Origin of the sequence: Ruegeria atlantica (genome assembly GCF_013032455.1) — a bacterium.
Classification (GTDB): domain Bacteria; phylum Pseudomonadota; class Alphaproteobacteria; order Rhodobacterales; family Rhodobacteraceae; genus Ruegeria; species Ruegeria atlantica_B.
On record NZ_WQCF01000010.1, the window covers coordinates 76046 to 100627 of the forward strand.

Annotated in this window: 32 protein-coding genes; 19 read left to right on the plus strand and 13 right to left on the minus strand. The window is 58.3% G+C overall.

Features of this window, described 5'->3' with window-relative positions:
- Positions 1-29: 29 nt before the first annotated feature.
- The 3 genes from GOW93_RS16475 to GOW93_RS16485 form a co-directional block, all read right to left on the minus strand.
- On the minus strand, positions 30-1325 hold the full coding sequence (locus tag GOW93_RS16475) for a flagellar hook protein FlgE (protein WP_170386758.1): 1296 nt from the start codon (positions 1323-1325) through the stop codon (positions 30-32).
- A 98-nt stretch (positions 1326-1423) separates the two neighbouring features.
- Entirely contained in the window at positions 1424-2260 is an 837-nt protein-coding gene (locus GOW93_RS16480) for a flagellar motor protein MotB (RefSeq protein WP_170386760.1), read from the minus strand.
- An 86-nt stretch (positions 2261-2346) separates the two neighbouring features.
- Positions 2347-3666 (minus strand): FliI/YscN family ATPase, encoded by a 1320-nt coding sequence (locus GOW93_RS16485; protein ID WP_438826198.1) that lies wholly within the window; start codon positions 3664-3666, stop codon positions 2347-2349.
- 105 nt (positions 3667-3771) lie between these two features.
- Between GOW93_RS16485 and GOW93_RS16490 the strand changes: the two genes are divergently transcribed.
- From GOW93_RS16490 to GOW93_RS16530, 9 genes are read left to right on the plus strand one after another with little or no spacing between them, the layout of a single operon-like run.
- Positions 3772-4158 (plus strand): FlgB family protein, encoded by a 387-nt coding sequence (locus tag GOW93_RS16490; RefSeq protein ID WP_170386764.1) that lies wholly within the window; start codon positions 3772-3774, stop codon positions 4156-4158.
- Between the two features lie 10 nt (positions 4159-4168).
- Entirely contained in the window at positions 4169-4555 is a 387-nt protein-coding gene (flgC, locus tag GOW93_RS16495; protein ID WP_170386765.1) for a flagellar basal body rod protein FlgC, read from the plus strand.
- Between the two features lie 11 nt (positions 4556-4566).
- Complete coding sequence (gene fliE, locus GOW93_RS16500) at positions 4567-4857, plus strand: flagellar hook-basal body complex protein FliE (protein WP_170386767.1); 291 nt, start codon at positions 4567-4569, stop codon at positions 4855-4857.
- Between the two features lie 4 nt (positions 4858-4861).
- Positions 4862-5134, plus strand: coding sequence for a flagellar biosynthetic protein FliQ (locus GOW93_RS16505; protein WP_170386768.1), 273 nt, complete (start codon positions 4862-4864; stop codon positions 5132-5134).
- Complete coding sequence (locus GOW93_RS16510) at positions 5134-5844, plus strand: flagellar hook-basal body complex protein (RefSeq protein ID WP_170386770.1); 711 nt, start codon at positions 5134-5136, stop codon at positions 5842-5844. The genes GOW93_RS16505 and GOW93_RS16510 overlap by 1 nt, the downstream gene beginning before the upstream one ends.
- 22 nt (positions 5845-5866) lie before the next feature.
- Entirely contained in the window at positions 5867-6652 is a 786-nt protein-coding gene (flgG, locus tag GOW93_RS16515) for a flagellar basal-body rod protein FlgG (protein ID WP_170386772.1), read from the plus strand.
- Positions 6652-7068: a flagellar basal body P-ring formation chaperone FlgA gene (gene flgA, locus GOW93_RS16520; protein ID WP_170386774.1), complete on the plus strand. Its 417-nt coding sequence runs from the start codon at positions 6652-6654 to the stop codon at positions 7066-7068. The genes flgG and flgA overlap by 1 nt, the downstream gene beginning before the upstream one ends.
- Complete coding sequence (flgH, locus tag GOW93_RS16525; RefSeq protein WP_170386776.1) at positions 7068-7799, plus strand: flagellar basal body L-ring protein FlgH; 732 nt, start codon at positions 7068-7070, stop codon at positions 7797-7799. Before flgA ends, flgH begins: the two co-directional genes overlap by 1 nt.
- Before the next feature lie 12 nt (positions 7800-7811).
- Positions 7812-8330, plus strand: a complete 519-nt coding sequence (locus GOW93_RS16530; RefSeq protein WP_170386778.1) for a flagellar basal body-associated FliL family protein — start codon at positions 7812-7814, stop codon at positions 8328-8330.
- Positions 8331-8358: 28 nt separating this feature from the next.
- Here the strand turns inward: GOW93_RS16530 and GOW93_RS16535 are convergent, their stop codons facing one another.
- From GOW93_RS16535 to GOW93_RS16565, 7 genes are all read right to left on the minus strand, one after another.
- Entirely contained in the window at positions 8359-8745 is a 387-nt protein-coding gene (locus GOW93_RS16535; protein WP_254443641.1) for a hypothetical protein, read from the minus strand.
- Positions 8742-9830 (minus strand): flagellar type III secretion system protein FlhB, encoded by a 1089-nt coding sequence (gene flhB, locus GOW93_RS16540; RefSeq protein WP_170386780.1) that lies wholly within the window; start codon positions 9828-9830, stop codon positions 8742-8744. Before flhB ends, GOW93_RS16535 begins: the two co-directional genes overlap by 4 nt.
- Positions 9827-10600: a flagellar biosynthetic protein FliR gene (locus GOW93_RS16545; RefSeq protein ID WP_170386781.1), complete on the minus strand. Its 774-nt coding sequence runs from the start codon at positions 10598-10600 to the stop codon at positions 9827-9829. Before GOW93_RS16545 ends, flhB begins: the two co-directional genes overlap by 4 nt.
- Positions 10597-12624, minus strand: a complete 2028-nt coding sequence (flhA, locus tag GOW93_RS16550) for a flagellar biosynthesis protein FlhA (RefSeq protein WP_174819136.1) — start codon at positions 12622-12624, stop codon at positions 10597-10599. The genes GOW93_RS16545 and flhA overlap by 4 nt, the downstream gene beginning before the upstream one ends.
- Positions 12625-12693: 69 nt before the next feature.
- A complete protein-coding gene (locus GOW93_RS16555; RefSeq protein WP_170386783.1) occupies positions 12694-13386 on the minus strand; it encodes a lytic transglycosylase domain-containing protein in 693 nt (230 codons plus the stop codon).
- Between the two features lie 73 nt (positions 13387-13459).
- On the minus strand, positions 13460-13888 hold the full coding sequence (locus GOW93_RS16560; RefSeq protein ID WP_170386784.1) for an Lrp/AsnC family transcriptional regulator: 429 nt from the start codon (positions 13886-13888) through the stop codon (positions 13460-13462).
- 36 nt (positions 13889-13924) lie between these two features.
- Entirely contained in the window at positions 13925-15154 is a 1230-nt protein-coding gene (locus GOW93_RS16565) for an MFS transporter (RefSeq protein WP_170386786.1), read from the minus strand.
- A gap of 197 nt (positions 15155-15351) precedes the next feature.
- On the opposite strand from GOW93_RS16565, the gene GOW93_RS16570 reads away from it, so the two are divergent.
- From GOW93_RS16570 to GOW93_RS16600, 7 genes are all read left to right on the plus strand, one after another.
- Positions 15352-15966, plus strand: a complete 615-nt coding sequence (locus GOW93_RS16570) for a ribonuclease D (protein ID WP_170386788.1) — start codon at positions 15352-15354, stop codon at positions 15964-15966.
- Positions 15963-16925 carry a KpsF/GutQ family sugar-phosphate isomerase gene (locus tag GOW93_RS16575; protein ID WP_170386790.1) on the plus strand — a complete coding sequence of 321 codons (963 nt, stop codon included), beginning with the start codon at positions 15963-15965 and terminating at the stop codon, positions 16923-16925. Before GOW93_RS16570 ends, GOW93_RS16575 begins: the two co-directional genes overlap by 4 nt.
- Before the next feature lie 15 nt (positions 16926-16940).
- On the plus strand, positions 16941-17540 hold the full coding sequence (gene lptC, locus GOW93_RS16580) for an LPS export ABC transporter periplasmic protein LptC (RefSeq protein WP_170386792.1): 600 nt from the start codon (positions 16941-16943) through the stop codon (positions 17538-17540).
- A gap of 3 nt (positions 17541-17543) precedes the next feature.
- Complete coding sequence (locus tag GOW93_RS16585; protein WP_170386794.1) at positions 17544-18035, plus strand: LptA/OstA family protein; 492 nt, start codon at positions 17544-17546, stop codon at positions 18033-18035.
- Positions 18035-18793, plus strand: a complete 759-nt coding sequence (lptB, locus tag GOW93_RS16590) for an LPS export ABC transporter ATP-binding protein (RefSeq protein ID WP_170386796.1) — start codon at positions 18035-18037, stop codon at positions 18791-18793. The genes GOW93_RS16585 and lptB overlap by 1 nt, the downstream gene beginning before the upstream one ends.
- A 252-nt stretch (positions 18794-19045) precedes the next feature.
- The gene (gene hpf, locus GOW93_RS16595) at positions 19046-19609 is read left to right on the plus strand and encodes a ribosome hibernation-promoting factor, HPF/YfiA family (protein WP_170386797.1); all 564 of its coding nucleotides are present in this window, start codon (positions 19046-19048) and stop codon (positions 19607-19609) included.
- A gap of 61 nt (positions 19610-19670) precedes the next feature.
- A complete protein-coding gene (locus GOW93_RS16600) occupies positions 19671-20135 on the plus strand; it encodes a PTS sugar transporter subunit IIA (RefSeq protein ID WP_170386799.1) in 465 nt (154 codons plus the stop codon).
- 65 nt (positions 20136-20200) lie between these two features.
- Here the strand turns inward: GOW93_RS16600 and GOW93_RS16605 are convergent, their stop codons facing one another.
- A complete protein-coding gene (locus tag GOW93_RS16605; RefSeq protein WP_170386801.1) occupies positions 20201-20716 on the minus strand; it encodes a CAP domain-containing protein in 516 nt (171 codons plus the stop codon).
- 169 nt (positions 20717-20885) lie between these two features.
- Here GOW93_RS16605 and GOW93_RS16610 point away from each other — a divergent pair, with 169 nt between their 5' ends.
- Positions 20886-21485: a L,D-transpeptidase gene (locus GOW93_RS16610; RefSeq protein ID WP_170386803.1), complete on the plus strand. Its 600-nt coding sequence runs from the start codon at positions 20886-20888 to the stop codon at positions 21483-21485.
- 140 nt (positions 21486-21625) lie between these two features.
- The gene (locus tag GOW93_RS16615; protein ID WP_010442520.1) at positions 21626-21808 is read left to right on the plus strand and encodes a hypothetical protein; all 183 of its coding nucleotides are present in this window, start codon (positions 21626-21628) and stop codon (positions 21806-21808) included.
- Positions 21809-21898: 90 nt separating this feature from the next.
- On the opposite strand, the gene hemH is transcribed toward GOW93_RS16615, so the two are convergent.
- Complete coding sequence (gene hemH / locus GOW93_RS16620) at positions 21899-22948, minus strand: ferrochelatase (protein WP_170386806.1); 1050 nt, start codon at positions 22946-22948, stop codon at positions 21899-21901.
- Between the two features lie 56 nt (positions 22949-23004).
- Positions 23005-23835: a methyltransferase domain-containing protein gene (locus tag GOW93_RS16625; protein WP_170386808.1), complete on the minus strand. Its 831-nt coding sequence runs from the start codon at positions 23833-23835 to the stop codon at positions 23005-23007.
- Between GOW93_RS16625 and GOW93_RS16630 the strand changes: the two genes are divergently transcribed.
- Positions 23816-24580 carry a double zinc ribbon domain-containing protein gene (locus GOW93_RS16630; protein ID WP_170386810.1) on the plus strand — a complete coding sequence of 255 codons (765 nt, stop codon included), beginning with the start codon at positions 23816-23818 and terminating at the stop codon, positions 24578-24580. The two genes, GOW93_RS16625 and GOW93_RS16630, sit on opposite strands and share 20 nt — an antisense overlap.
- Positions 24581-24582 lie beyond the last annotated feature (2 nt).

Here is a 24582-nt window from a genome sequence, read left to right on the forward strand (position 1 = left end):
CCGCCCCTCTTTCCAGACTAGAATCCAAATCAGCGCTTGAGGTTGGTGGTTTCCTGCAGCATCTCATCCACTGTCTGAATCACCGTCGCGCTTGAGGAATAGGCGCGTTGGGTCTGAATCAGCGAGGTTAACTCGGTCGCGATGTCTGTGGTCGATTCTTCGCGCGCGAAGGATACAAGGTCACCTGTCGGGCCTTCGCCAGCGTTCCACAGGAAGAAGGTGCCGCTTTCACGCGACGGCGCATAGGTCTGGCTGTCGAGCGCGGTCAGGCCATTTGGGTTCGGAACGTCTGCCAGCGGAATCTGGAACATGCGTCGACTGACACCGGTGTCATAGAACGCATAGACATAGCCGTTTTCATCCACCTGAACGCTGGTCATCGTGCCCACAGCTGAGCCGTCGCGTGTGATCGAAACCGGCGCAAAGGTGTCCGACAGCTGCGTGATGCCGTCCGGGTCGCCGATTTGGCCGATATTGACCTCCATCGGGCCACCGGCCACGTTCACCACAAGGCTGCCGGTGGTTGGATCGTAAGCCCCGCCAGATACGGTCGTCACAATTGCCAGCGTGCCGCCAGCTGTCCGGCTGTCCGTGAAGGTCAGCGTATATTCTCCGATCACCGCTCCGCCCGAGGCCGAATCGCGCAAAATCATGGTCCATTCGTTACTGCTGCCGGCTGCGGGCACGGTTGGCACAAGCTCGATATCGACGCTTTCGGACTTGCCCAGGTTGTCGAAATACTCAACCGACAGGGGCTGCGTATCACCCGGCGCGCCGGCATCGGTTGCCGTTGCCGGCAGGTTCATGCGCAGGTTCATTGCCGTGGTCGGAGAGCCGGACAGCTGATTGACGCTAAGCTGGATGGGCTCCAGCGCCGCCGGAGTGTCCCGTGGGACCGCCGGAATCGTTCCGTCCGGATTGGCGCGCCAGCCCAGCAGGACAAGGCCGGATTCGGTGACCAGATACCCTTCTTCATTGGTTCGGAACGATCCGGTGGTGGTCAGCTGCATCTCATTCGATCCGCCCGCAATCTGCGAACTGGGGCGCACCGGCAACATGCCTCGGCCGCGTACCGCAAGATCGGTCGAGTTGTCGGTGGTCACCAGCGATCCGCGCTGGTCGATCAGGCGCTGACTGGTGGTTCTGACCCCGCCCGCCGAATAACTGCCGCCCTGGCCCGACGTGACCATCGAATGAAAATCCGTTTCGACCCGTTTGTAGCCGAAGGTCGAGGAGTTCGCGATGTTGTCCGAAATGGTGGCCAGCCGGTTGGCGTTGGCCTTCAATGAGGCCACACCGGCATTCAGCGAGGAGGAAATCGTCATTGGCACGCCCTTCTGTTGCGTCAATCTTTGATGCAACAGCTAGCGCACTGCCCCTTAACAGCGCGCTAACAGGTAAAATGCTGTCTATCCTCTGATCATCAGGTCTCGCGCAGGAAGATGATCTCGATCCGGTTGTTGCGCACGGCCATCGGGTTTTCATCTGACAATTCCCGGTCGGCGTGGCCGGTCACGCGATCCAGCCGCGAATTCGTGAACCCCTTATCTTCAAGCAATTGGCGCACCACCTGCGCGCGTGAAGTCGAGACATCCCAGGACGGGTCGCGCGCCAGAACCACGGGGGAGGCGCTGACATGGCCTTCGACTGCCACATCATTGGTCACCAGATCCGAAGACCGCGCCACCAGCAGCGCCAGCGCTCGCATCATCGTCGTTGGCTCATCCGTACCCGATTCGAACAACGGCTGATCCTCGGTGTCGAACAGCTCGACCACTAGACCTTCGTCGGTGACGCGCGTGACGATGTGTTTCAGCACCTTGTCCGAGACCATGCTCTCCCCGGTATGCCCCAGCAGCTGGGCCTCGAGCGTCGAGAAATCGTCGGACACTTCTTTACCACCATCCGGATGAACTCCGATCGAACCCCGTGCCTGCCGAGCGACCGTGGGGTGCCGTTTCGCAGCCCCCGAGCCATCCATCACCATTGTCTTTTCGGAAAACATGTTATTGCCGCCAAAGGCACCGTCACCGCCGCCCGAGACCGGATTCACCGGAATCGTCGGCGAGAAGTAATCCGCCAGCCCTTTGCGCTGTTTCTCAGTCGTTGCGTTCAGCAGCCACATCAACATGAAGAACGCCATCATGGCCGTGACAAAGTCGGCATATGCGACCTTCCACGCGCCACCGTGGTGGCTATCGCCACCTGACACACGTTTCTTCTTGATGATGATTGGCGCCGCATTCGATTGCGCACCCATCTCCACCACCTTTTTTATCACCCGACTACAGGCGTAGCCGGGCAGGTCTTAAGGTGGGCTTAACACTTAAAACTGTCCGGACTTCTCTAGCGCGGCAGGGTGGCGCTGGCCCGCCGCAGGATCAGTTGCAGGTGGTTGAAGCTGTTCTGGATACCATCGGGTTCAGCCTTGCCGAAGAACGCATCCAGTTCCTCGTGCACCCGCACGGCCTGATCCAGTAACGGGTCTGCGCCCTCAGTATAGAGCCCGGCCTTGATCATCACCTCGGATTGCTCATAGCTGCCGACCAGTTTGCGAGTTTCCGAGATCATCTGGTTTTCACCTTCGGAGGCCGCACCCGGCAGGCTACGCGAGACCGAACGGCTGAGATCTATGGCAGGGAATCGTCCACGCTCGGCAATGTCTCGGCTCAGCACGATATGCCCGTCCAACACGCCGCGCAGGATATCGGCGACCGGCTCGTCCATGTCCGACCCGGCGACCAGAACGCTGAACACGGCGGTGATATCGCCCTGATCTGCGGTGCCGGGTCCGGCGCGTTCGCTAAGCCCGGCAATCAACGGGGTGACCGACGGGGGAAAGCCGCGCAGCGAGGGCGCCTCGCCCATCGCTACGGCAATCTCCCGATGCGCCTCGGCAAAACGCGTCACCGAATCGGCAAGGAACAGCACGTTCAGCCCTTGATCGCGCAGGTACTCGGCTACCGACATTGCCGACCAGGCGCAGCGTCTGCGTGCCAGCGCCGATTGATCCGAGGTCGCCGCCACCACGACCGAGCGTTTCATCCCTTCGGCCCCCAGCGCGTGTTCGACGAACTCATTCACCTCACGCCCGCGTTCGCCCACCAGCGCGACCACGACCGCATCCGCCTGCATCGACTTCGCCAGCGCCGCCAAAAGGGTGGATTTGCCGACACCCGATCCGGCGAACAGGCCGATCCGCTGCCCCTGCACTACGGGCAGCATGGTGTTGAGCATGGCCAGCCCGGTCTCCATCCGCGCGCCCAGCGGCTTGCGCGCCACGGCCGGGGGCGGTGCGCGCATGATGTCCTGCTCCTGCATGCCCGACAACAACGGCATCCCGTCCAACGGTTTGCCGAACGGATCGACCACCCGCCCCAACCAGTGCATTCCCGGCGCAAAAGCGGGTGTCTGGTCCAGAATCACCCGGTCGCCCAGACAGACCCCATCCGGGGCGGCGGTCGGCATCATGTGAATCACCCCGGCCTCGACATGCAGCACTTCACCCGGCAGATCCGGCCCGCTGCGCCGCCGCAAGGTCAGGTGGTCGCCGATCCGCGCCTGCCCCTCAAGCCCCTGTATTTCAATGACCCCGCGCGCCACGCCTGCAACGCGGCCCATATGGCGCACAGCGGACAGACGGTCGAATTCACATTTCAGAAGCATCGGGTCGAGATCGGACATCGTGGGTTCTCCAACGGGTTTCTGAAAACGCTTTCTAAAGGAATCGGGGTTAAGCCTTGATTGAAATTGATCGAGGGAGAAGCCCCGATGTTCTATGACCTGAACGTCTTTAAGACAGCGCACGCAATGGCAACCCATGCCGGGCAACGGCAGGCCGTCATCGCGCGCAACATGGCCAATGCGGATACGCCGGGCTACCAGCCGCGCGATATCGAGGGTTTTCAGAAAGCATTCGAAAACTCGGGCCGCGAGGTCGCCATGACCGCCACGCGGGTCGGTCACCTGAATGGTGCCTCTGGCCCTCAACCCTGGGCCGAATATGAGACCACGCCCTCGGGCGACCCCAACGGCAACGGTGTGTCCATTGAGGAAGAGATGTTCAAAGCGGTCGAGGTCAAGCGCCAGCATGATCGCGCGCTGACTATCTACAAATCCTCGATGAACATTCTGCGCAGCAGCCTTGGCCGGTTATGAGGAGCAAGACATGAGCGATTTTTCCCATTCCCTTGCCGCTTCGACCAGTGCCTTGCGCGCGCAATCGGCACGGCTGCGGCACGTGTCCGAGAATATCTCGAACGCCGACACGCCGGGTTATCGCCGCAAGACTGTCCCGTTCCAGACGGTGCAAAAAAACGGGCAAGAGGTGGTGCAGGCCGGGCGCGTCAAGCTGGATCGCCGCGACGGGTCGCGTATCTATGATCCCAGTCACCCGATGGCGGATGATACCGGCCACTATCGAGGCTCAAACGTCGATCTGATGATCGAAATCGCTGACGCGCGCGAAGCGCAGCGCAGCTACGAAGCCAATCTCAAGATGTTCGACCAGTCACGCCAGATGTCGTCGAGCCTTATGGAACTTCTCAGAAAATAAAGGACACCAGAATGGATATCCGAGCCCTAAATGCCGCCCAGAATTATGCGGTGGCACGCCCTGCAACGCAGGCCGATCCCGATCACGCCGGAATGGCACAGGGGCTGCGCAACACGTTTCAGGACTTTGCCGCGACACTGCAACACTCCGAGCAGATGTCTAAGGCCGCCATGACCGGGCAGGCCGATCCGCACGCGCTTGTGCAGGCGCTGGCGCAGACCGAACTGGCCGTCGAAACCGCCGTGATCGTGCGCAACAAGGTGGTCGAAGCCTATCAGGAAATCCTGCGGATGCCGGTCTGATCGGATGCTGAGCGAAGGTCTTTTCTATGACATCGTGCGCCAGTCGCTGTGGGTCGCGGTCATCACCTCGGTTCCTATCCTGGCGGTGGCGCTTGTATCGGGCCTGATCGTGGGTCTGTTTCAGGCGCTGACCTCGGTGCAGGAAATGACGCTGACCTTCGTGCCCAAGCTGATCGCCATCGTCATCGTGTTCTGGATCTCGATGGGGTTCATGACGCAGACGCTGGTGACCTTTTTCACCACAACTCTCATCCCACTTATCGCCGGAGGTCGCTGATGGATACCGCCTATACCACCCTGTCCCGCCAATCGGGCCTGATGAATGAAATGCGGCTGGTGGCGAATAATATCGCCAATGCCAACACCACCGGATACCGCGCGCAGGGTCTGGTGTTTTCCGAGTTTGTCCGCGACTTGCCGGGCAACCCGTCCCTGTCCATGGCACGGGCCGAGGCGCGCAATACCTCCTTGCAGCAGGGTCTTTTGACCGAAACCGGCGGCCAGTTTGATTTTGCCATCGAAGGTGATGGCTTTTTCATGGTCGAAACGCCATCCGGCAACCGGCTGACCCGGGCCGGGGCGTTCTCACCCAGTGCCGAGGGTGATTTGGTCACAATGGACGGCCACCGGCTGCTGGACGGCAACGGCGCACCTGTTTTCATCCCGCCGGATGCTGCGTCGATTGACGTGGGCAGCGATGGCACACTGAGTATCGAGGGGCAATTGCTGGGGCAGATCGGCGTCTATCGTGTGGCCGATCCCAAAACGCTGGTGCGAGAAGGCAGCACACAGTTCCGCGCCGAGGGCGAAATTGACCCGATCGAAAACCCCGTGGTCCTGCACCGTTTCCTCGAAGGTTCCAATGTCAACGCGGTCGAGCAGGTGACCCGGCTGGTGGAAATCCAGCGCGCCTATGAGCTGGGCCAAAGCTTTCTTGAAACTGAAGACGAACGCCTGCGCGGCGCGCTCAAGGCGCTAATGCGCTGACCTGTGAATAGGAGATATTGATATGCGGGCTTTGAAAATCGCGGCAACGGGCATGACTGCGCAGCAGATGCGGGTCGAGACGATCTCGAACAACCTCGCGAACACCAATACTACCGGCTACAACGCGCGCAGGGCCGAGTTTGCTGACCTGCACTATCAACAGATGGCGCGGGCCGGGACGGTGAACGCCAATGACGGTACCGTTTTGCCCACCGGCATTCAGCTGGGCCTGGGTGTGCGCCCTGCGGCGGTGACAGTGCAGCTGGCGCAGGGCGGGTTGTCGGCCACCGGCAATGATCTGGACGTCGCCATCGAAGGGCGCGGTTACCTTGAGGTGACGTTGGCCAACGGCCAATCCGGATATACCCGCGATGGTAGTCTGAAACGCTCGGCCGAGGGGCTTATCGTAACCTCCGACGGGTTTGCCGTTGCGCCGGAAATCACAATTCCCGACGATGCTCGGTCAATCTCGATCAACGCCTCGGGTGAGGTTTATGCCTATTTCGACGATACCGCCGATGGCCAGTTGCTGGGGGAATTCACACTGGCCAGTTTCTCGAACGCAAAGGGGCTCGAGGCGATTGGCAGCAATCTGTTCAAGGAAACCGAAGCCTCGGGTGCACCGGTGGTTGCAACACCGGGCGAGGATGGTTTGGGTACACTGCGGCAGGGTTATCTTGAGGACAGCTCGGTTGATGCAGTGCGCGAAGTGACAGAGCTGATCGAGGCGCAGCGCGGATATGAGATGAACGCCAAGGTCATTTCCGCCGTTGATCAGATGATGGGCGCAACCACGCAGGTGCGGTGATGCGGTTCCTGATCTTGATACTCGTGTGGTTGTTGCCGGTTTCTGCACTTGCCGAAATTGTCGTTCCAACCCGCACCATCCGCGCGAAGGAAATAATCTTGGCGACCGATCTGGAACTCAAACCTCAGCAGGTTGCCGGAGTGGTTGCCAACCCTGCGTCTCTGATCGGGCAAGAGGCTCGTGTTGCTCTTTATCCCGGTCGCCCCATCCGCGCCGGGGATGTGGGGCCTCCTGCCTTGGTGGACCGCAACGATCTGGTTGTTCTGAGATTCGATCGCCAGCCTTTGTCTATCACAGCAGAAGGCCGTGCACTGGGTCGTGGTGCCGCCGGAGATCGCATTCGGGTCATGAACCTGTCCTCTCGCACCACCATTACCGGGGTAATTCGCCCGGACGGTCAGATCGAGGTGAAATGATGTCAGTACTCTCAAAATCTCTGTTGTGCACCGTGCTGGTAATATCGGCCTGCGGACGGGTGGATCATCTGGGAAAACCACCGAGCTTTACCCCGAATGAGGATTCGCCCGAGCATGTCGCCATGCTGTGGCCGGGTCTGCCGTTACATACACAGCCGCAGCGAAACGTCGATCAGTCCTCGTTGTGGAGTGGCGGGCAGAACTCTTTGCTGGGCGATCAGCGGGCGATCAAGAAGGGCGATATCCTGACGGTCGTGATCGAGCTGGACGAGAAAGCCGAGTTCTCGAATGATACGGAACGCTCGCGCTCGGCGTCTGAGACTCTTGGGATCGTCGGTCTGTTTGGCTTGCCGCAGCGTGCGAACAAGCATTTACCGGAAGGTGCCTCGTTGGCGGACGCTGTTGAGATCGACTCGTCCTCGGAAAGTGCAGGCGAGGGGTCGGTCAAGCGAAAGGAAAAGCTGACGCTGAGGGTCGCTGCCACCGTGATTGACGTGTTGCCAAACGGTGTGCTGTCGATCTCGGGCTCGCAGGAATTGCGTGTGAATTTCGAACTGCGCGAGCTGTTGGTTCAGGGTTACGTGCGTCCACAGGACATCTCTCGCAAGAACGAGATCACTTATGACAAGATTGCCTCGGCCCGCGTGTCCTATGGCGGGCGCGGACAGATCACCGATGTGCAGCAGCCGCGATATGGCCAGCAAATCCTTGATGCGCTGCTGCCATACTAAGGAGCGATTGTGATGAAGAAACTGCTACCCGTCGTGTTTTTGCTGATCGGGCTGGGGGCTGGGATTGGGGTTGGGACAATGTTTTTGCCCTCAGGTGAAATTAAAGAGGCTGCAAAACAACAAGAATCTGAGGGAAAGGCGGACGAACCCAAAGAAAAACCTGCCAAAAAGAAGGGTGGCAAAGTAGACAAGAAAGGTCAGGAGAGCGACTTTGAATACCTCAAACTGACCAAGCAGTTCGTTGTACCCGTTGTGGATTCAGAGCGTATCGCGGCGCTGGTCACCATGTCTCTGAGCCTTGAGATGACCCCAGGACTGACCGAAGCTTTTTACGCGGTCGAACCCAAGCTGCGCGATGGGTTTTTGCAGGTCCTGTTCGACCACGCAAATACGGGCGGGTTCGATGGAGCGTTTACCAATTCTGACAATATGCAGGTGTTGCGAAAGGCGCTACTTGAAACCGCGCGCAAAGATCTGGGCGATGATGTCTCGCAGGTTCTGATCATGAGTGTCAGCCGCCAGGATGTTTGACTCTGGGCGGCCCGGTATTACGGGCCGACTAAAACTCTGAGAATTTCTTGGCTAGTGCGCGTTTGCGCGCCTCATTCCGAGCGTTGGACAGGTTTAGGAGCGCTTGCTTACGGCCAAATGCCGTGCCTAATGCCTCAATCGCTGACAGCTTTTGCGCCCGCAGCCGGGCAAGGTCCATATTCAGTTGCCGGCGCGTGGCGGACTCCCAGCCATTCCACAAGACATCGGTGCCGGTCACGCGATAGCCCTCGGCCGAAGCGCTATCCAGCCGAGACTGTTTTGCCTGCGAGTCCAACCGTATCAGTTGCTGCTGCACGCGCGCCTCCGCTTCGATCAAGGGACGCAAATCGTTGTATTCCTTTTGAAAGGCGGCTTCGGCAATTTTACCAAGCTCGGACAGTTCTCTCTGTTTCATCTGATCTGCCCTTTTGCCCGTTTACGCATCGCCTCGGCGAACCGTATCGCTGCGGCGACAGGGCGAAAGTACTCTTCCGCGATTTCCTGCCCGATCTCCACCGAAGCATATAAGGCGCGTGCCGTGGGCGGATCGGAGTGAATGGGGACGCTGGCCTCAATAGCACTTGCGCGGATCGTGGCAGCCACTTCGTCAACGCCCTTGGCCACGCATTCCGGGGCAGAGCCCGCTGTTCGGGCCCATTGTAGTGCCACCGCGTAATGTGTTGGATTCACGATTACCACGTCGGCCTTTGGAACGTCGGCCATCATCTGGTTGGCGGCAATCTCCCGAGCGCGTTGGCGGCGCTGCTGCTTGACATGCGGATCGCCTTCGGCGTCTTTGGTCTCGTCCTGAATTTCTTTGCGTGACATGCGGTTCTTGCGCATGTGTTCGGCGTGTTGCCACAGGTAATCTACCGCACCGATTACCAGTGCTATGGCAATGACGATGAACAGAAAGCGGAACAGGAGGGCCATCATCAGCATTACCGAAGACCGGGCAGGTGCCGCGCTGGCCGAAAAAATTTCGTTCAGATTTGCCTTCAGGAACAGCGCCAGGCAGGTGCAATAGATCACCAGTTTGACAAAGCTCTTGGCGAATTCGAAAAGGCCGCCTCGGCCGAATTTGTTTTTCGCGTTCGAGATGAGAGAGATACGAGAAAACTTCGGCTTCAGCTTGCTGGGTGCGAATATCAGTGCGCGCTGGGCAACCAAGTTTAGCAAAACGGCCGAGGCGGGCAGGGCGAACAGGATCGCGACCGATAGCAAGACCGTTTTCAGTATTCCTCCAGCGGGGTTGGTGGCGGGGCCATCGATCAACAATGGGGCGATTTCGTCGGCCTGCTCGATCAGGACAACAAATAAGGCTCCCATGTGTTGAACGCCGAATTGCGCGGCAGCGAACAACGCAATGAGTAACCCGGAATAGGCCGCGACTACGGAGAGGTCGTTGGACTTGGCGACCTCACCCTTTTCACGTGCTTTCTGTAGCTTCTGCGGCGTTGGCTCGTATGACTTATCGCTATCGTCGTCCTGTCCGCTCATCTTGGGGGCTCAAGCGGGTTTAGAATGAAGGTGATCAGAGCATCGGACCAGACCGAAAGGATCAGAGGCGCACCTGCGAACAGCAGGAACAGGCCCGCAAAAGTAATCGCCGGAGCGCCGACAAACGCCACCATCAGTTGCGGCATCGCGCGGTTGATGACCCCAAGCGCGAGGTTATAGATCAGCGAGGCGATAACAAACGGCATGGCTAGCGCAAATGCCAGCCCAAAGCTGCGCGCGATTTGCTGCACGCCCCATTGCGACAGGTCGGGGGCCAAGGGTGCAGTGCCTATCGGAAAAAGCGTGTAGCTGTGGATCAGGAACTGTGCCGCTCGGATGTGTAGGCCAAGCAGAACTGCGACTGTCAGTCCGGCCAGTGTCAGCAAATGCCCCATAGCGGGGACCGGGTCAGCTGCTGCTGGGCCCAGGATCTGAGACAGCGATGTCGCCTGGGCCGCAATCGACCCCGCCGTTTGCAGGGCCAGCACGAATAAACGCAGCGATATTCCCAGAGCCACCCCGATCAGCACTTCGGTCAGGACCTGGCCGACCATAGGCAACAAGTTGGGTTCCGTAGATGGCGCTAGAACTGCGGGTGTAACGATCATGGTAAAAGCTACAGCAATCCCGAACCTGACGCGGGTCGGGATGCTCCGCTCGCCAAAGGCGGGCAGCAATGAGACCATGGCAGAGACGCGTAGGAACACGGTAAAAAGGTGCCACAGGCCCTCGCCCAATTGAGGCAAAAGTTCTGGCGGCAGCGCGATCACGCGGGCACCGTTCCGACCAGCGCCGGACGCGCCTCGAGCCCGATTTCCTCAAACGACAACACAGGGTTGGTCACGCCGCGTGCGTGCGCAATAGTCCGCAACAACCTGCGCCGCCGCGTCGAAGTGACAAAGGCAGGGAACATTCCGTGATCAGTAGAGTGCGCCACGCTGTCGACCACATTGTCGGCCAGCTTGTTGAACAGGGTCGGCGGCAGTGCGACGTCCAGGCCCGAAGTAGGTGTATCGACCTGATAGGTGGTGAAAGTATCTTCCCATTCCGGTGCCAGCTGGATCAGAGGGATCGAGCCGTCTTCGCGTTTCATCTCGGCCACCAGTTGGAACCCCAGCCGTTGGCGAACCAGTTCGCAGATTCCTTCGGGTTGTGTGGTGGTCAGACGTGCTTCGGCCACGCTTTCCAGAATCAGGGCCATGTTGCGGATTGAAACGCGTTCATCCAGCAACAGCCGCAGCACTGCATGCAAAGTGTCGATCGGTACCTTGTCGGGGATCAGCTCATCCAGCAGCTTGCGGTTGGCTTCGGCCCGAACCGGATCGCTGAGGCGCGTCATCTCGGACAGCAGGCGTCGCAGGGATTTCAGTGTTAACAAGCGCGAGAAGTTCTGTTTTATGATCTCAAGCAGATGCGTTGCCAGAATCTCGGGTGGAGAGACAATGGTGGCCCCGCTCATCGCTGCGGCCTCCTGATCTTTGGGTAGAATCCAACGGGCGGGGGCACCGTACACGGGTTCGGTCACATCGTTACCCTCGGGCAGCAAGTCGCGATCATCCTGAACCAGTGCCAGCACAAGATCCGGGTTCAAAACCCCGCGTGCCTGTTCGACGCCATGTACCTTGATCACGTAGGTCCCCAAAGGCAGGTCGGCCCGGTCGGTCAGGCGGATATCTGGAAGGATCAAACCAAAGGTTGAGGCCACGTAGGTGCGCATATTGGCAATCCGCGCGTCCAGCCCGGTTCCGGGGTTCAGGACCATGCTGACCAGATCGGGCGCGAATTCCAGATGCACGTCGTCCAGATCCAAAATGTCTCCGATGGCCTGAGACAAAGGCGCGTCATCCTGCGGCGCTGGGTCCAGCGTCTTGGCCTCTTCGATCTTTTGTTTGCGGTGGACGTTATAGGCGGCATAGCCCAACACGCTTGCACCCAAAATGAATGGCAGAAAGGGCAGGCCGGGGACCAGCGCAAACAGAACCATCAGGATCGCGACCGTTCCCAACGCCGCCGGGTGTCGCCCTAGCTGCGAGAAAATTGCATTGTCGGTCGCCCCCTGCGTACCGCCCCGCGCCAGTAACAAGGCAGACGCGATCGAGATGATTACAGCCGGGATTTGCGAAACCAGCCCGTCACCTACGGTCAGGATGGCATAGGTTTCAAACGCCGAGGAAATCGGCATGCCATGCACAATCACGCCCATGATCAGGCCCATCACAAGATTCAGCAATGTGATAAGCAACCCTGCAACCGCATCGCCTTTGACGAATTTCGACGCCCCGTCGAGCGAGCCGAAGAACGTCGTTTCCTGCTGTTCCCGTTCGCGACGTTCTTTGGCTTGCTGGTGGTCGATGGCCCCGGCGGACATGTCACTGTCGATGGCCAGTTGTTTGCCGGGCATCCCGTCCAAGGCAAACCGCGCGCCAACTTCGGCCATGCGCGCGGCGCCTTTGGTGATGACCATGAAGTTCACGATAAGCAGCACGCCAAACACCACGAGGCCCAAGAATATGCTGCCGCCCATAACAAAGTCGGCAAAACCTTCGATCACATCCCCGGCGGCATTTGGCCCGGTGTGCCCCTGGCCGATGATTAGCTTGGTCGAGGACACATTCAGAGACAATCGCAACATTAGCGAGGCCAGCAGGATCGTCGGAAAGGACGAGAAATCCAGAGGTCGTTCGATGAACAGTGTCAGCGTGAAAATCAGGATCGCCAACGCGAACGAGGCTGCCAGCCCCACATCCAGCACCCAAGCAGGCATTGGCAGGATCATCATCACGATGACTGTCATCAACGCCAGCGCCAAAAGTACGGTCGGGGAAAACAGGGAACGGGCGTCGAGTTTTGGCACGCGGCTCTCCTAGTTGAACGAGATAAAGGCTGTGGCTGTGCCGGTTGGTGGAACAAGTGACCCCAGCGCACCGCGGCCAGATTGCGGCAGGTTCAATGGGATCAGGGGGCTGGTCGCTGCGGTGAACGGGTCGCGCATCTTTCGTTCGGGGGTGGTATAAGGCTGATCCAGTTGCGCTAGCACGGTCTGAAATCGACCGGAATAAGCCTTGGCCAGGGATGGTGTTCGGGAATGATAGGCCCCCACGGCAGCGGGCCAAGAGCCAAGCTCGACATAGAGGTCTTTCAGGAAACGCGCGGCGTAGGTGGCGTTTTCGTCCGGGTCGAACATAGCGTCGATGGAGCGGAAGGCCTTGCCGTGCCAGCGGTAGTTGATCTGAAAACAGCCGATATCGAAACTGCGCTTACCTGCCTTGAAGATGTTGAAGACGTAGGATTTTGCCTCGAATTCAGACGTGAACCAGAACCCCCGACCTTCGACATTGATGGTCCACGGCCAGGGCTCCAGCCGCCCATCTCGCAAGCGCCCGGTTTCCACACGCGCAATCGCGCGCATCACGTTCAGCGGGACACCTTCGGTTTTGGCCGCACGGCGAGCGGCGGTGTCGCACATCGCGGCAACACGGGTATCGGGCATGGTGATGCCCTGTTGAGCCACGCAGAGCGCAAGGAAACTCAGGCCAAAGATCAAGCGATAGGGCATTCTGCCGGTCCGGGATTCTGATCAGTCCCGGCCAAGCTAGGCCCGCTACGGTTTACAGAGGGTTATCAGCCGCTCAGTTTCGATCAATCCTCCGTCCGAAGACAACGCTGGTATTGGTACGCAGAACGCCGGGAATTTTAGCCAGATCGTCGACCAGAATATCCAGATCTTCAATCCGCGGGGCTTCGGCCGACAGCAGCAGGTCAAACTCGCCGTTTATGGAGAGGCAAAGTTTAACCTCGGGGTAGGCCTCGAGCCGTTTGATGATGCGTCTGGTTTCTTTTTGCTGCACTTCCAGCAACACGACCACCTGTACGCGCGGCGTGTCATCAGGGCTGCTGAGAACCACAGAATATCCCGCGATCACCCCCCTTTCTTCCATGCGGTTGATGCGTTCATGCACGGTGGTCCGGGCCACACCTAGTTTCGCGGCGATTTTCGAGGTCGACTCGCGGGCGTTGTGTTGCAGGGCGGCGATGATGCGACGGTCTAGCTGATCCATGATGCTTCAAGGTGTAATGCACAGGGTGCGGGGGGCTCAAGGCGTGTCAGCCTGTTCTTTTAGAACGGCTTTCGGTCGCCTTGGCCAGATTAAACAAGCTGCTATCAGGCCGGGCGCGGCGGCCAATGTCATCCAGCCGAGCGTGGCCGGCGTGCTTGTTGTGGTCATGATCCAACCGGCAAGTGGATACAGCACCAGCCAACAGGCATGTGACAGAGTGAACTGGGCGGCAAATACTGCCGGTCGATCCTCAGGCCGGGCCGAGCGGGTCAGCAATCGCCCGGACGGTGTCAGCGTCGCGGAATAGCCGAACCCGATGCAGGCCCAAAGCAGGAAGAGGCCAGTCAGTGATATCGGGACCAGCGCAAACAAGATGGCCGAGATGCCCATGGCGAACGTGCCCAATGTGGCCCCGATCATCATGACGCTGCGGTCCATGTACCTGTTCAGCAAGCCAGGCAGAACCAACGCGGCCAGCATCGAGCCGCCGCCAAAACCAGCCAATGCAATCGCGACCGCGCTTTCACGCATGCCCAGATCGGCACGCACGATGACAACCGTGTTGACGATGATCATTGCGCTCAGCGCCGCTGCCGTCCAGGTCAGGGCCAGCAACCCGCGCAGGCGGGGAGTGCTCAGGTAAAGGCGAATGCCGCGTGTGGTTCGGTCGTATATGCCCCGACGCTGGGACGGTTTGGGTGAGGGTAGAACGACCGACACAACCAAAAGTGCAGAAGCGATAAAGCCTAGGCCGGTGCCCCAGAACAGGCTGTTGAAACTGACAAATAATAGCAGCGCTGCCGCCAGCATCGGACTCAATAAACTTTCAAGATCGTAGGCAAGACGCGACAGGGATAAGGCGCGTGTGTAATCCTGTTCATCCGTCAGCACATCGGGGATGGTGGCCTGAAAGGCTGGCGTGAACCCGGCTGAGGCCGATTGCAGGACAAATATCAGCACATAGACCTGCCAGATCTCAGTTACGAAAGGCAGGCAGACGGCAACAGCCGCGCGAACAAGGTCCAGCGCCACCAGCATTCGGCGGCGATCAAGCCGTTCTGCGAAGGCCGCCGCGATGGGAGCGATGACCACATAGGCCACCATCTTGATCGTCAGAGCTGTGCCCAGAACCAGCCCAGCGGCGTCCCCGGCCAGTTCATATGCCAGAAGGCCCAGCGCAACGGTTGCCAGCCCAGTACCTGTCAGCGCCACAACCTGAGCGGCAAGTAGGTGGCGATACACCCGGTTTTTCAGGACGCTCAGCATCGGTGGTAGAAACCTTTTTACAGTTTGGGCGAGCCAACGTAGCCAGAATTGCGACGGTTCGGTTCGCCAGAGTATTTTCCCGCCAATGCCCTCGGGGTCAAGAATTCTGCGCGTTTCAGATGTATTGTATTGATAGCGTTGAGTTTGCGAGCCAAACCCCCTATCTCGGGTGCGATATCGCATAAAGGAAAAGCCCCGTGGCGAACCACCTCTATAAAAACGACCTGCCGGACGGGTTGGATATGGGCCCAGTTGTGGCCATTGACTGTGAAACCATGGGGCTGAACCCGCATCGTGATCGTCTGTGCGTGATCCAGATGTCGGGCGGTGATGGCAACAGCCATATCGTGCAAGTGGAAAAAGGGCAGACCGAAGCGCCAAATCTATGCGCAATGTTGGAAAACCCCGACGTGCTGAAATTGTTCCACTTCGGTCGGTTTGACATTGCCGCGATGTATCATGCCTTTGGTGCTTTGGCCGCGCCTGTTTACTGTACCAAGATCGCCAGCCGCCTGGTACGCACCTATACCGACCGCCACGGTCTGAAGAACCTGTGCCAGGAATTGATTGGCGTTGATATCTCGAAACAGCAACAGATGAGCGATTGGGGCGCCGAGACGCTGACCGAGGCACAGCTGGACTATGCGGCCTCGGATGTTCTGTATCTGCACCAGCTGCGTGAAGCGCTGGATGGGCGACTGGCACGAGAAGGCCGCACCGAAATGGTGCAAGCCTGTTTTGACTTCCTGCCGATGCGTGCGAAGCTCGACCTCGCCGGTTGGCCCGAAACGGATATTTTTGCACACTCATGACCGATACCGAAGCATTCCTGAGAACCGCCCGACAGGTCATCACTGACGAAGCCCGTGCGCTGGACGTGCTGGCCGACAGCCTGAACGAGGACTTTGCCGAAGCCGTGCAGATGATTCTGCAGGCCACAGGCCGCATTATCATCAGCGGTATCGGCAAGTCGGGGCATATCGGCCAAAAGATTGCCGCCACACTGGCCAGCACCGGAACACCGGCCTATTTCGTGCACCCGGCGGAGGCCAGCCATGGCGATCTGGGTATGGTGTCCAAAGGTGACGTGGTTCTGGCGATCTCGAATTCCGGTGAGGCACCTGAACTGGTCAACTTGCTGGCTTTTACCCGCCGCTTTGGCATTCCGTTGATCGGCCTGTCCAGCAAGCCTGAAAGCACCCTGATGAAGCAGTCCGATGTGCACCTGCTGATCCCCTCAATGGGCGAGGCCTGCGGCTTTGGCATGGTGCCTTCGATTTCAACCACGCTGACGCTGGCAATGGGCGATGCGCTGGCGATTGCGTTGATGAAATACCGCGATTTCAAACCCGAGGATTTCCGTGCGTTCCACCCTGGCGGCAAGTTGGGCGCTCAGCTTTCTACTGTTCGCGACCTGATGCACGAAGATTTGCCGCTTGTTCCTGCTGGCACACCCATGAGCGAGGCGTTGCTGGTAATGAGCCAGAAGAGCTTTGGCGTCGTCGGCGTAACCGATAGCGAAGGGCGCCTGTTGGGCATCGTAACCGATGGCGACCTGCGTCGGAACATGGACGGGTTGCTTAACAAGAGCACCGAAGAGGTCATGACCCGTGATCCTCTGACCATTGCCCCCAATGCAATGGCAGAAGAGGCTGTTTCGATCATGAACGACCGTAAGATCACGTCGCTGTTTGTGGTAGACCCCGAAACACAGGGACCGGCACAGGGCCTGCTGCACATCCACGACTGCCTGCGCGTCGGGCTGGGTTAGGCGGAGGGTAACGCGGTGGACGGACACTCTCGCAGGGTACAGTTTCTCAAGGTATTGCTGCCGCTGGTGGCCATTCTGATGCTGTCCACTGTGTTCTTGCTGTCGCGCACTATCGAAACCAACGTGTCCGTTCCTTTTAGCCAAAAAGACATTGATGAACGCCTGAGCGATCAGGTCGTGACGCATCCAAAATACCGGGGCACAACACGAAAAGGTGAGGAAGTTCAGATCGAAGCGATCCGAGCGACGCAAGGCAGTGAAGGGTCGGTTCCGACCGCAGCCGAATTTCAGGGTCGGTTGGGTCTGTTGAGCGGCGGCGTCATAACATTGGATTCCAATTCTGGAATGATCCGGCCCGACCAGAATACCGCAACGTTTGTTGGCGATGTGATTATCACTTCGACGGATGGCACAGAAATTACCACCGATCTTCTGAACACGTCGCTGGACGAAATTCGTGGGGATGCGCCTGGGCAGATTAATGGTGCCGGCATCATCGGAAACTTTACCGCAGGCGGCATGAGTTTCGGGGCGAACAAAAAGGATGGCCCGGTCCATATTATTTTTACAGACGGCGTTAAACTGATATACGAGCCGCAAAAAGCAGAAAGATAACTTGTGTTCGATTTTCGATTTGTCCCTCTTTGTGTAGTGCTGAGTGCCAGTGCCTTTTCTGCGATAGCGCAGGAAGCGCAGGTTGCTTTTGGCGCTGTCAAAGCCGACCCCACCTTGCCGGTCGAGGTGACCTCGGAATCGCTGAACGTCAATCAAGAGGACGGGTCGGCCGAGTTTCTCGGAAAAGTTATCGTCGTTCAGGGTGAAATGCGCCTGACTGCCGAACGGGTGTTGGTCGTCTACAACGAAGAACGTTCGGGAATTGAACGTATGGAGGCGACCGAGGATGTGGTTCTTACCAGCCCCCCCGATGCCGCGCAGGGTGATTGGGCCGAATACACCATCGACTCGGGCGTGATCGTTATGAAGGGCAATGTGCTGCTGACGCAGGGGCCAAGCACCATCAGCAGCGATCAGATGAGCGCTAACCTGACCACCGGCACGGCGACGATGACCGGCAACGTCAAAACCATCCTGCAGCAAGGTGGCAACTAATGGCGCGGCCTGAACTGACTGTGGCCGAAGGCAAATCGGGCCTCAGGATTGAAAAGCTGCGGAAATCGTACCGAAAGAAGACCGTGATCCGGGATGTCTCAATGACGCTGGATCGGTCCGAGGTCGTGGCACTGCTCGGGCCGAACGGTTCGGGCAAGACGACGACCTTCTATTCGGTCGCGGGTCTGGTCTTTCCCGAGGCAGGCACGGTCACGATTGACGGGCAGACGGTAACCACCCTGCCGATGTATCGCCGAGCGCGTTTGGGGATCGGCTATTTGCCGCAGGAGATGTCAATTTTTCGTGGCATGAGTGTTGAAGACAATATCGCCTCGGTTCTCGACATCACGGTAAAACACGCCCATCGCCGCAAGGAGAGACTTGAGGAACTGCTGTCGGATTTCTCGATCGAACATTTGCGCCGCGCGCCAGCCTTGGCACTGTCAGGAGGTGAGCGTCGCCGTGTTGAAATCGCGCGCTGTCTGGCCGCTGACCCGAAATATTTGCTTTTGGATGAACCCTTTGCGGGAGTTGACCCCATCAGCGTGGGTGATATCCGCCACCTTGTCGCCGACCTGAAAAAGCGTGGCATTGGCGTGCTGATTACGGATCATAACGTGCGGGAAACGCTGGAAATTGTGGACCGCGCTTATATCCTGCATGATGGGCAGGTTCTGATGTCGGGCACTCCGGACGAAGTGGTGGAAAATGAAAACGTCCGTCGCGTCTATTTGGGTGAAAATTTCCGGATTTCATAAGGTTGCGCAGAAATGTGCCGAGTGCATGGCGGAAATCACGTATATACACGTCTGTTTTGATTGACTCTTCCGCCGTCTCTTGCCTCAATTGGGTCATGGCATTTCTACGGTTCCCGTCTGGATCACGATGCCCCTTCGTCGAAGGGCGGAAGGTTCGGCTACCACAGGAAATGTCTCTACCCCCCACCCGATAAAAACACACACGTCGCGTAACGTGACGTCAGAATGGGTGTGAATTGTGAAGGAGATCACATGCGTTACCAAATCAGCGGAAAACAGATCGACATCGGTGCGGCGCTGCAAACTCACGTGCAGACCGAACTGGGCGAGGTTGTGGGCAAATATGCCCAGCGTCCGACAGATGCCAACGTCGTCTTTTCCCGTTCAGCGCATGAATATGTATGCGAAACCACCGTGCATCTATCTACTGGCCTCACCGCGCAGGCTAAGGCTCACGCAACCGAAATCTATGCGGCCTTTGAGGGTTGCTGCGACAAGATGGAAACCCAGTTGCGCCGGTATAAGCGGCGACTGAAAGACCATCACAAGGATCGTGCTGAACCTGTTGAACTCTTTGGGGCGTCGTCTTATATCCTCGCCTCTGACAAGTCTGACTCGGCTGACGAACCCGATTCTCTGCAGCCGATGATTGTGGCTGAGATGGAAACTAAAATCCCATCGTTGAGTGTTGGTGAAGCCGTTATGCAGATGGAACTGGCTGGCGCTCCGGTGCTGGTGTTCCGGAATGAAAACAAGGACGGATTGAACGTCGTATATCGTCGGGAGGACGGTAATATCGGCTGGATTGATCCGTAACAGGCAAGAATAGCAAAGGCGTGCCCCTGTTTCTGCGGGGGCGTCGCCGTGGAGCGTAATCATGGAGCTTTCGAGCATACTGAAGCCCGAAGCAGTTCGCGTACTGTCCGCCGCTTCCAGCAAGAAGCGGCTGTTTCAGGAAATTGCCGACGTGGCTGAGGTGACCCTTGGTCTTGACGCTCAGGTTGTTGTTGACGGGCTGCTCGAACGGGAAAGCCTAGGGCCGACCGGTGTTGGCCACGGTGTGGCCCTGCCGCATGCCCGCATGTCAGAGCTGGAAAGCGTTTCCGGCGTATTCGTCATGCTTGAGAAGCCGATTGATTTCGGATCGGTCGATCGCCAGCCGGTTGATATCGCCTTTGCGCTGTTTGCGCCGGAAGAGGCTGGCGTGGATCACCTGAAGGCGCTGGCGCTGGTGTCCCGTACCCTGCGTGATACCTCGGTTTGCGCCAAGTTGCGGGCCAATCCGGATCCGGTCAAACTCTATGCAATTCTGACCGAAGCGCAGTCGATGCAGGCCGCATAAGTTCTTGAAGTTACAAAAAAGCCCCCGGTTTTTGGAGGCTTTTTTGTTTTTGGAAATGGTTGTCGTTAACCGCCAGTACCCATTTCCAGCGTCCACCAGATTTTACCGCCACCTTCCTGATGCCAGGCAAAGCCCATCTGCGTGGCTTTCGGATCCATGATCACCGAACGTGGGCCAGGCTCCTGCATCCAGGCGGCCAAGGTCTCGGTCTCGGTTTCATAGGTCTCGGAAATCGCTTCGCCGAGGAAGGTGCCAAAATATCCGACGCGCGCGGCCCGGTCGATCGGCGATGACCCGTCAGATCCAAAGTGCCAGGGGCGGTTCTGGCGCGCCATGTCCTTGGAATGTGTGGCCGCCGCGGCGTTGAGCTGGGCGTTCAGTTGCACTGGTCGAAGCCCCTGCGCCTGACGCAAAGCGTTGACCGAATCCAACATACGGAACTGAAGTTTTTCCGGGTTGCCCCGGATTTTGTAGACCGTCGGCAGCGGGCGACCGTCCGCTCCATAGGTTGGAGTACTGCTTGGGGTACATGCAGCCAGCGCGAAAAAGCAGGCAATAAGTAAAGAAAGGATACGCGTCATGATCGACCTGATTATTGAGTTATCCTACGGCATAGCGCGACCGACGGACTTGGGCAAACGCACATTTAGCCGGTTCCGCGTGAATCTGCCGGTTTGATTTGCGACTGAAGCATTCTGGCAATAGAATGCGACAGATTTTCAGTTTGGCCTTAGCAAAGGACCGTTCGTCATGGTCAAGAAACATATTCAAAAATCTACGCGCCGGGGTTTTCTTGCCGGAGCGTCCGCCGTACTGGCCTCACCTGCGATAGCTCAATACATCCCCGGTGATCCACTGCGCCCTGCGCCAGAGCCAGAGCCGCAAGTGCGCCGCAACATCTCGGGTTTTCGTGCACTGGACTGGCAACCCTATTTCTCGAACACGAGAAACGGCGCCATTTTGGTCGATACCGTGTCGCGTGCCCTGCATTATTGGTCGGATGACCAAAGTATCTACAAACTCTACCCTTCCTCGGTGCCATTGACCGAGGAATTGACCCGCCGCGGCCGCACCAGCGTGATCCGAAAAGTGGAAGGACCCAGCTGGTCTCCGACGCCGTCGATGAAAAAGCGTAATCCAGAATGGCCGGACTACATTCCACCGGGTCCAGATAACCCGTTGGGAACACACGCTTTATACCTGAGTTGGAAATATTATCGCATCCACGGAACGCATGATACGCGCAAAATTGGTCGCAGATCGTCGAACGGTTGCATCGGATTGTTCAACGAGGATATCCAGGAACTGTTTTCAATGGCGAAAGTTGGTACGCAAGTGTTGCTAATTTGACGACAAATTCGCGCACGAAGCCGCTTGCGACGCAAGTTCTAATTGCATTCCAGTCGCATAGCTGATTAGTAAAAACATACGAGGTAAGTCTTGGGTGCGCGGTTTCGCTGTCTGGAGCCGTGCAAATTCTGGAGGTTAATATGAAAAAACTCGTTCTCGCCGCTGCACTGACCGCTGCTGCTTCGACCGCATATGCCGGTAACCTGGAAGAGCCGGTTGTTGAAGCACCGGTTGTTGTTGAGGAAACTCAAGGTTCGTCGCAGGGCATCATCCTGCCGCTGATCCTGCTGGTTGTTGTTGCCGCAGCTGTTGCAGCAAGCTAATTTGACGAGCGTCATCTAGAGAAAAGGCGGTGGATCGCTCCACCGCCTTTTTTCATGCCTGATTGACCGAATGCTGATGAATAGGACCGGTTAGTCCAGCCAGCCCTTTAGATTGTCTTCGATCACCTTGCCCAGGGCCGCGATGTGCGAATCATCATCGTTGAGGCAAGGGATATAGGTGAAGCTCTCACCGCCTGCTTCCTCGAAGCTTTCCTTGATCTCTTCGTTGATCTCTTCCAGTGTTTCGATGCAATCGGCGGAAAACGCTGGTGCGATGACGGCGATATTCTTTTTGCCCTGTTTGGCCAGTTCGGCCACGTGATCGACGGTATAGGGTTTCAGCCATTCCTCAGGTCCGAATCGCGACTGGAATGTTGATACGAGCTGATCATCAGACCAGCCCAGACGTTCCTTCAACAGCCTAGATGTCTTGGCGCATTGGCAGTGGTATGGATCGCCCTGCTGCAGGTACCGCTCTGGCATGCCGTGATAGGAACAGACCAGAATGTCGGGTTTGGTCTCCATCGCCGCATAAGCCTTTTCCACCGATCCGGCCAAAGCGTCGATATAGGCGGGTTCGTCGAAATAGGCAGGAACGGTACGGGTGGCGGGCTGCCATGCCTCTTCCATCAGGGCGCGAAAGAACTGATCATTGGCCGTGGCGGTCGTGGCACCCGCGTATTGCGGATAAAGCGGGAAGAACAGGATGCGGTCGCATCCCGCGGCCACCATCTCGCGCACTTTGGATTTGGTCGACGGGTTGCCGTAACGCATACAGAATTCGACCAGCACCTGATCGCCATAACGCGCCTGCATCGCGTCACGCAGCTTGGCGGTCTGGTCTTTGGTGATCGTCATCAGCGGGCTTTCGCCCTTGTCGTGGTTCCAGATCGATTTGTAGGCCTCGCCCGAACTGAAGGGGCGTTTGGTCAGGATAATACCCTGCAGGATCGGTTGCCATTTCCATTTGGGATAGTCGATGACGCGCTGATCCGACAGAAACTCGTTCAGATAGCGGCGCATCGGCCAATAGCTGTAGTCGTCAGGTGTACCCAGATTTGCGAGCAGGATGCCGACACGGCCCATTTTGACCTTGGGGTGGTCTGTCGGTGCATGATCGGGACGAGTGGCATCAAACATTTCAAGCTTCCTGAGATTTCTCTGTACCGGCTGAGATAACCGGAAATGGGCAGTCGTCAATCGGACAGTTTGCCTTCTTTTGTTCCTAACGCATCCGCAAGGCGCGCTTTGGCCGATCCGGGGCGCAACGGTTTCTGCTGGCTTTCGTCGGGTGACCAGCCGGTCAGACAGATCAGTTCGAAAGTTGCCGCCAAGCGACCCTGAGATGTGGTGAAATGTTCGGCATAGATCTGCTGCGCACGAGCAATGACCTGCCGCCGTGTGGGTCGCTTCATGCGATCAGTCAGGCTGTTGGTTTCTCCCATCGCACGCAGGTCGTGCATCAGGTGAGTCAGGTCGCGGTATTCCGCCGTCAGACGCGCGGTATCGGCCACCGGCAGCGCAAACCCCGCCCGTTGCAGTAAACCGCCCAGATCGCGCAGTTCAGCCATCGGCGCGATGCGGGGGCTGAGGCCGCCGGTGACATCGATCTCGGCCTGCCCGAGGGCGGCGCGCAGCTCGTGCAGGGTTTCGCCACCCAGACACACCACCAGCAACAACCCGTCGGGCCGCAGCGCGCGGTGGCATTGGATCAGTTGCCCAACCGGATCATTGGCCCAATGCAGCGCCATGGCGTGTATCACCAGATCATGCGCGCCGGGGGTCAGGTCCAGTACGTCTGCATCCTCGACGATCCGTGCATCGGGCAGCACGTCTTGCCAGATATGCGCAAACGGCGTCACGATCGCCGGGACCGTAAAGGTTTTATTAACCATGGAGAGCCGATCCTGTACCTCGTCCACGGCGGCGTGGTGCAGAAACAGCGCCTCGTGCTGCGCGCGGGCGCGATGCCGGTCTAGGGCCAAGCGGTCAAATAAAGAGGGTGCGGTGGAGTCAGGCAGCTTCATAAGGCGCAATTATCGCATACGGCGGCGAATTCAAACCGCTGTTGAGCTGATATACCCGCCGCGTTGTCTGGGTTGCGGGGAATTGACTGAGTCGGATTTCGGGCTCTGCGGTACTTGCTGGCGCGACACACCGTTTATTGGCGGGTTAGTATGTCATAGTTGCGGAGTGCCCTTGCCAGGCGAGGCAGATGGTCACAGGATCGAGTGCGATGACTGCATGAAAACACCGCGCCCGTGGAAAGACGGGCGGGCGGCGCTGCTCTACCACGGGCGGGCCCGGTCGTTGATTCTGGCCTTGAAACATGGGGACCGGCCCGAGCTGGCACGCCCTGCTGCACTTTGGATGGCGCGGGCCGGGCAGGGTTTGTTTCACGATGACATGGTGATTGCGCCGGTTCCGCTGCATTGGTCGCGGCTGCTCCGACGGCGGTATAATCAATCCGCACTTCTGGCCCGGCATTTGGGGCTGCAGACCGGGCTGGACGTTTGTCCGGACCTTCTGCAGCGCCGGGTTCGAACACCGGTCCTGGATGGCAAGACGGCGACTGAGCGGGCAGAGGCTCTTTCTGGTGCGATAGCGCCGCATCCCAGGCGGCAGCACTGGCTGCAAGGACGGGATATATTGCTTGTGGATGACGTCATGACCTCGGGCGCGACATTGGCGGCCTGCGCGCGTGTCTGCCTTGCAGCGGGGGCAAATCATATTTTCGTGTTGGCTCTGGCGCGCGTTGCCAAGGATGCCTAATT

Bases quoted from the DNA above. Each gene is read 5' to 3' on its own strand.
- flgG (WP_170386772.1), top strand. From the start codon at position 5,867: ATGCGGGCTTTGAAAATCGCGGCAACGGGCATGACTGCGCAGCAGATG.
- GOW93_RS16565 (WP_170386786.1), bottom strand. From the start codon at position 15,154: ATGCTGAGCGTCCTGAAAAACCGGGTGTATCGCCACCTACTTGCCGCT.
- GOW93_RS16615 (WP_010442520.1), top strand. From the start codon at position 21,626: ATGAAAAAACTCGTTCTCGCCGCTGCACTGACCGCTGCTGCTTCGACC.
- GOW93_RS16610 (WP_170386803.1), top strand. From the start codon at position 20,886: ATGGTCAAGAAACATATTCAAAAATCTACGCGCCGGGGTTTTCTTGCC.
- flhB (WP_170386780.1), bottom strand. From the start codon at position 9,830: ATGAGCGGACAGGACGACGATAGCGATAAGTCATACGAGCCAACGCCG.
- flgA (WP_170386774.1), top strand. From the start codon at position 6,652: ATGCGGTTCCTGATCTTGATACTCGTGTGGTTGTTGCCGGTTTCTGCA.
- flgH (WP_170386776.1), top strand. From the start codon at position 7,068: ATGTCAGTACTCTCAAAATCTCTGTTGTGCACCGTGCTGGTAATATCG.
- fliE (WP_170386767.1), top strand. From the start codon at position 4,567: ATGGATATCCGAGCCCTAAATGCCGCCCAGAATTATGCGGTGGCACGC.
- GOW93_RS16535 (WP_254443641.1), bottom strand. From the start codon at position 8,745: ATGAAACAGAGAGAACTGTCCGAGCTTGGTAAAATTGCCGAAGCCGCC.
- GOW93_RS16510 (WP_170386770.1), top strand. From the start codon at position 5,134: ATGGATACCGCCTATACCACCCTGTCCCGCCAATCGGGCCTGATGAAT.
- GOW93_RS16490 (WP_170386764.1), top strand. From the start codon at position 3,772: ATGTTCTATGACCTGAACGTCTTTAAGACAGCGCACGCAATGGCAACC.
- GOW93_RS16475 (WP_170386758.1), bottom strand. From the start codon at position 1,325: ATGACGATTTCCTCCTCGCTGAATGCCGGTGTGGCCTCATTGAAGGCC.
- GOW93_RS16625 (WP_170386808.1), bottom strand. From the start codon at position 23,835: ATGAAGCTGCCTGACTCCACCGCACCCTCTTTATTTGACCGCTTGGCC.
- GOW93_RS16560 (WP_170386784.1), bottom strand. From the start codon at position 13,888: ATGGATCAGCTAGACCGTCGCATCATCGCCGCCCTGCAACACAACGCC.
- GOW93_RS16600 (WP_170386799.1), top strand. From the start codon at position 19,671: ATGGAGCTTTCGAGCATACTGAAGCCCGAAGCAGTTCGCGTACTGTCC.
- GOW93_RS16530 (WP_170386778.1), top strand. From the start codon at position 7,812: ATGAAGAAACTGCTACCCGTCGTGTTTTTGCTGATCGGGCTGGGGGCT.
- GOW93_RS16480 (WP_170386760.1), bottom strand. From the start codon at position 2,260: ATGGGTGCGCAATCGAATGCGGCGCCAATCATCATCAAGAAGAAACGT.
- hpf (WP_170386797.1), top strand. From the start codon at position 19,046: ATGCGTTACCAAATCAGCGGAAAACAGATCGACATCGGTGCGGCGCTG.
- GOW93_RS16485 (WP_438826198.1), bottom strand. From the start codon at position 3,666: ATGCTTCTGAAATGTGAATTCGACCGTCTGTCCGCTGTGCGCCATATG.
- GOW93_RS16605 (WP_170386801.1), bottom strand. From the start codon at position 20,716: ATGACGCGTATCCTTTCTTTACTTATTGCCTGCTTTTTCGCGCTGGCT.
- hemH (WP_170386806.1), bottom strand. From the start codon at position 22,948: ATGTTTGATGCCACTCGTCCCGATCATGCACCGACAGACCACCCCAAG.
- flhA (WP_174819136.1), bottom strand. From the start codon at position 12,624: ATGACAGTCATCGTGATGATGATCCTGCCAATGCCTGCTTGGGTGCTG.
- flgC (WP_170386765.1), top strand. From the start codon at position 4,169: ATGAGCGATTTTTCCCATTCCCTTGCCGCTTCGACCAGTGCCTTGCGC.
- GOW93_RS16555 (WP_170386783.1), bottom strand. From the start codon at position 13,386: ATGCCCTATCGCTTGATCTTTGGCCTGAGTTTCCTTGCGCTCTGCGTG.
- lptB (WP_170386796.1), top strand. From the start codon at position 18,035: ATGGCGCGGCCTGAACTGACTGTGGCCGAAGGCAAATCGGGCCTCAGG.
- GOW93_RS16505 (WP_170386768.1), top strand. From the start codon at position 4,862: ATGCTGAGCGAAGGTCTTTTCTATGACATCGTGCGCCAGTCGCTGTGG.
- GOW93_RS16575 (WP_170386790.1), top strand. From the start codon at position 15,963: ATGACCGATACCGAAGCATTCCTGAGAACCGCCCGACAGGTCATCACT.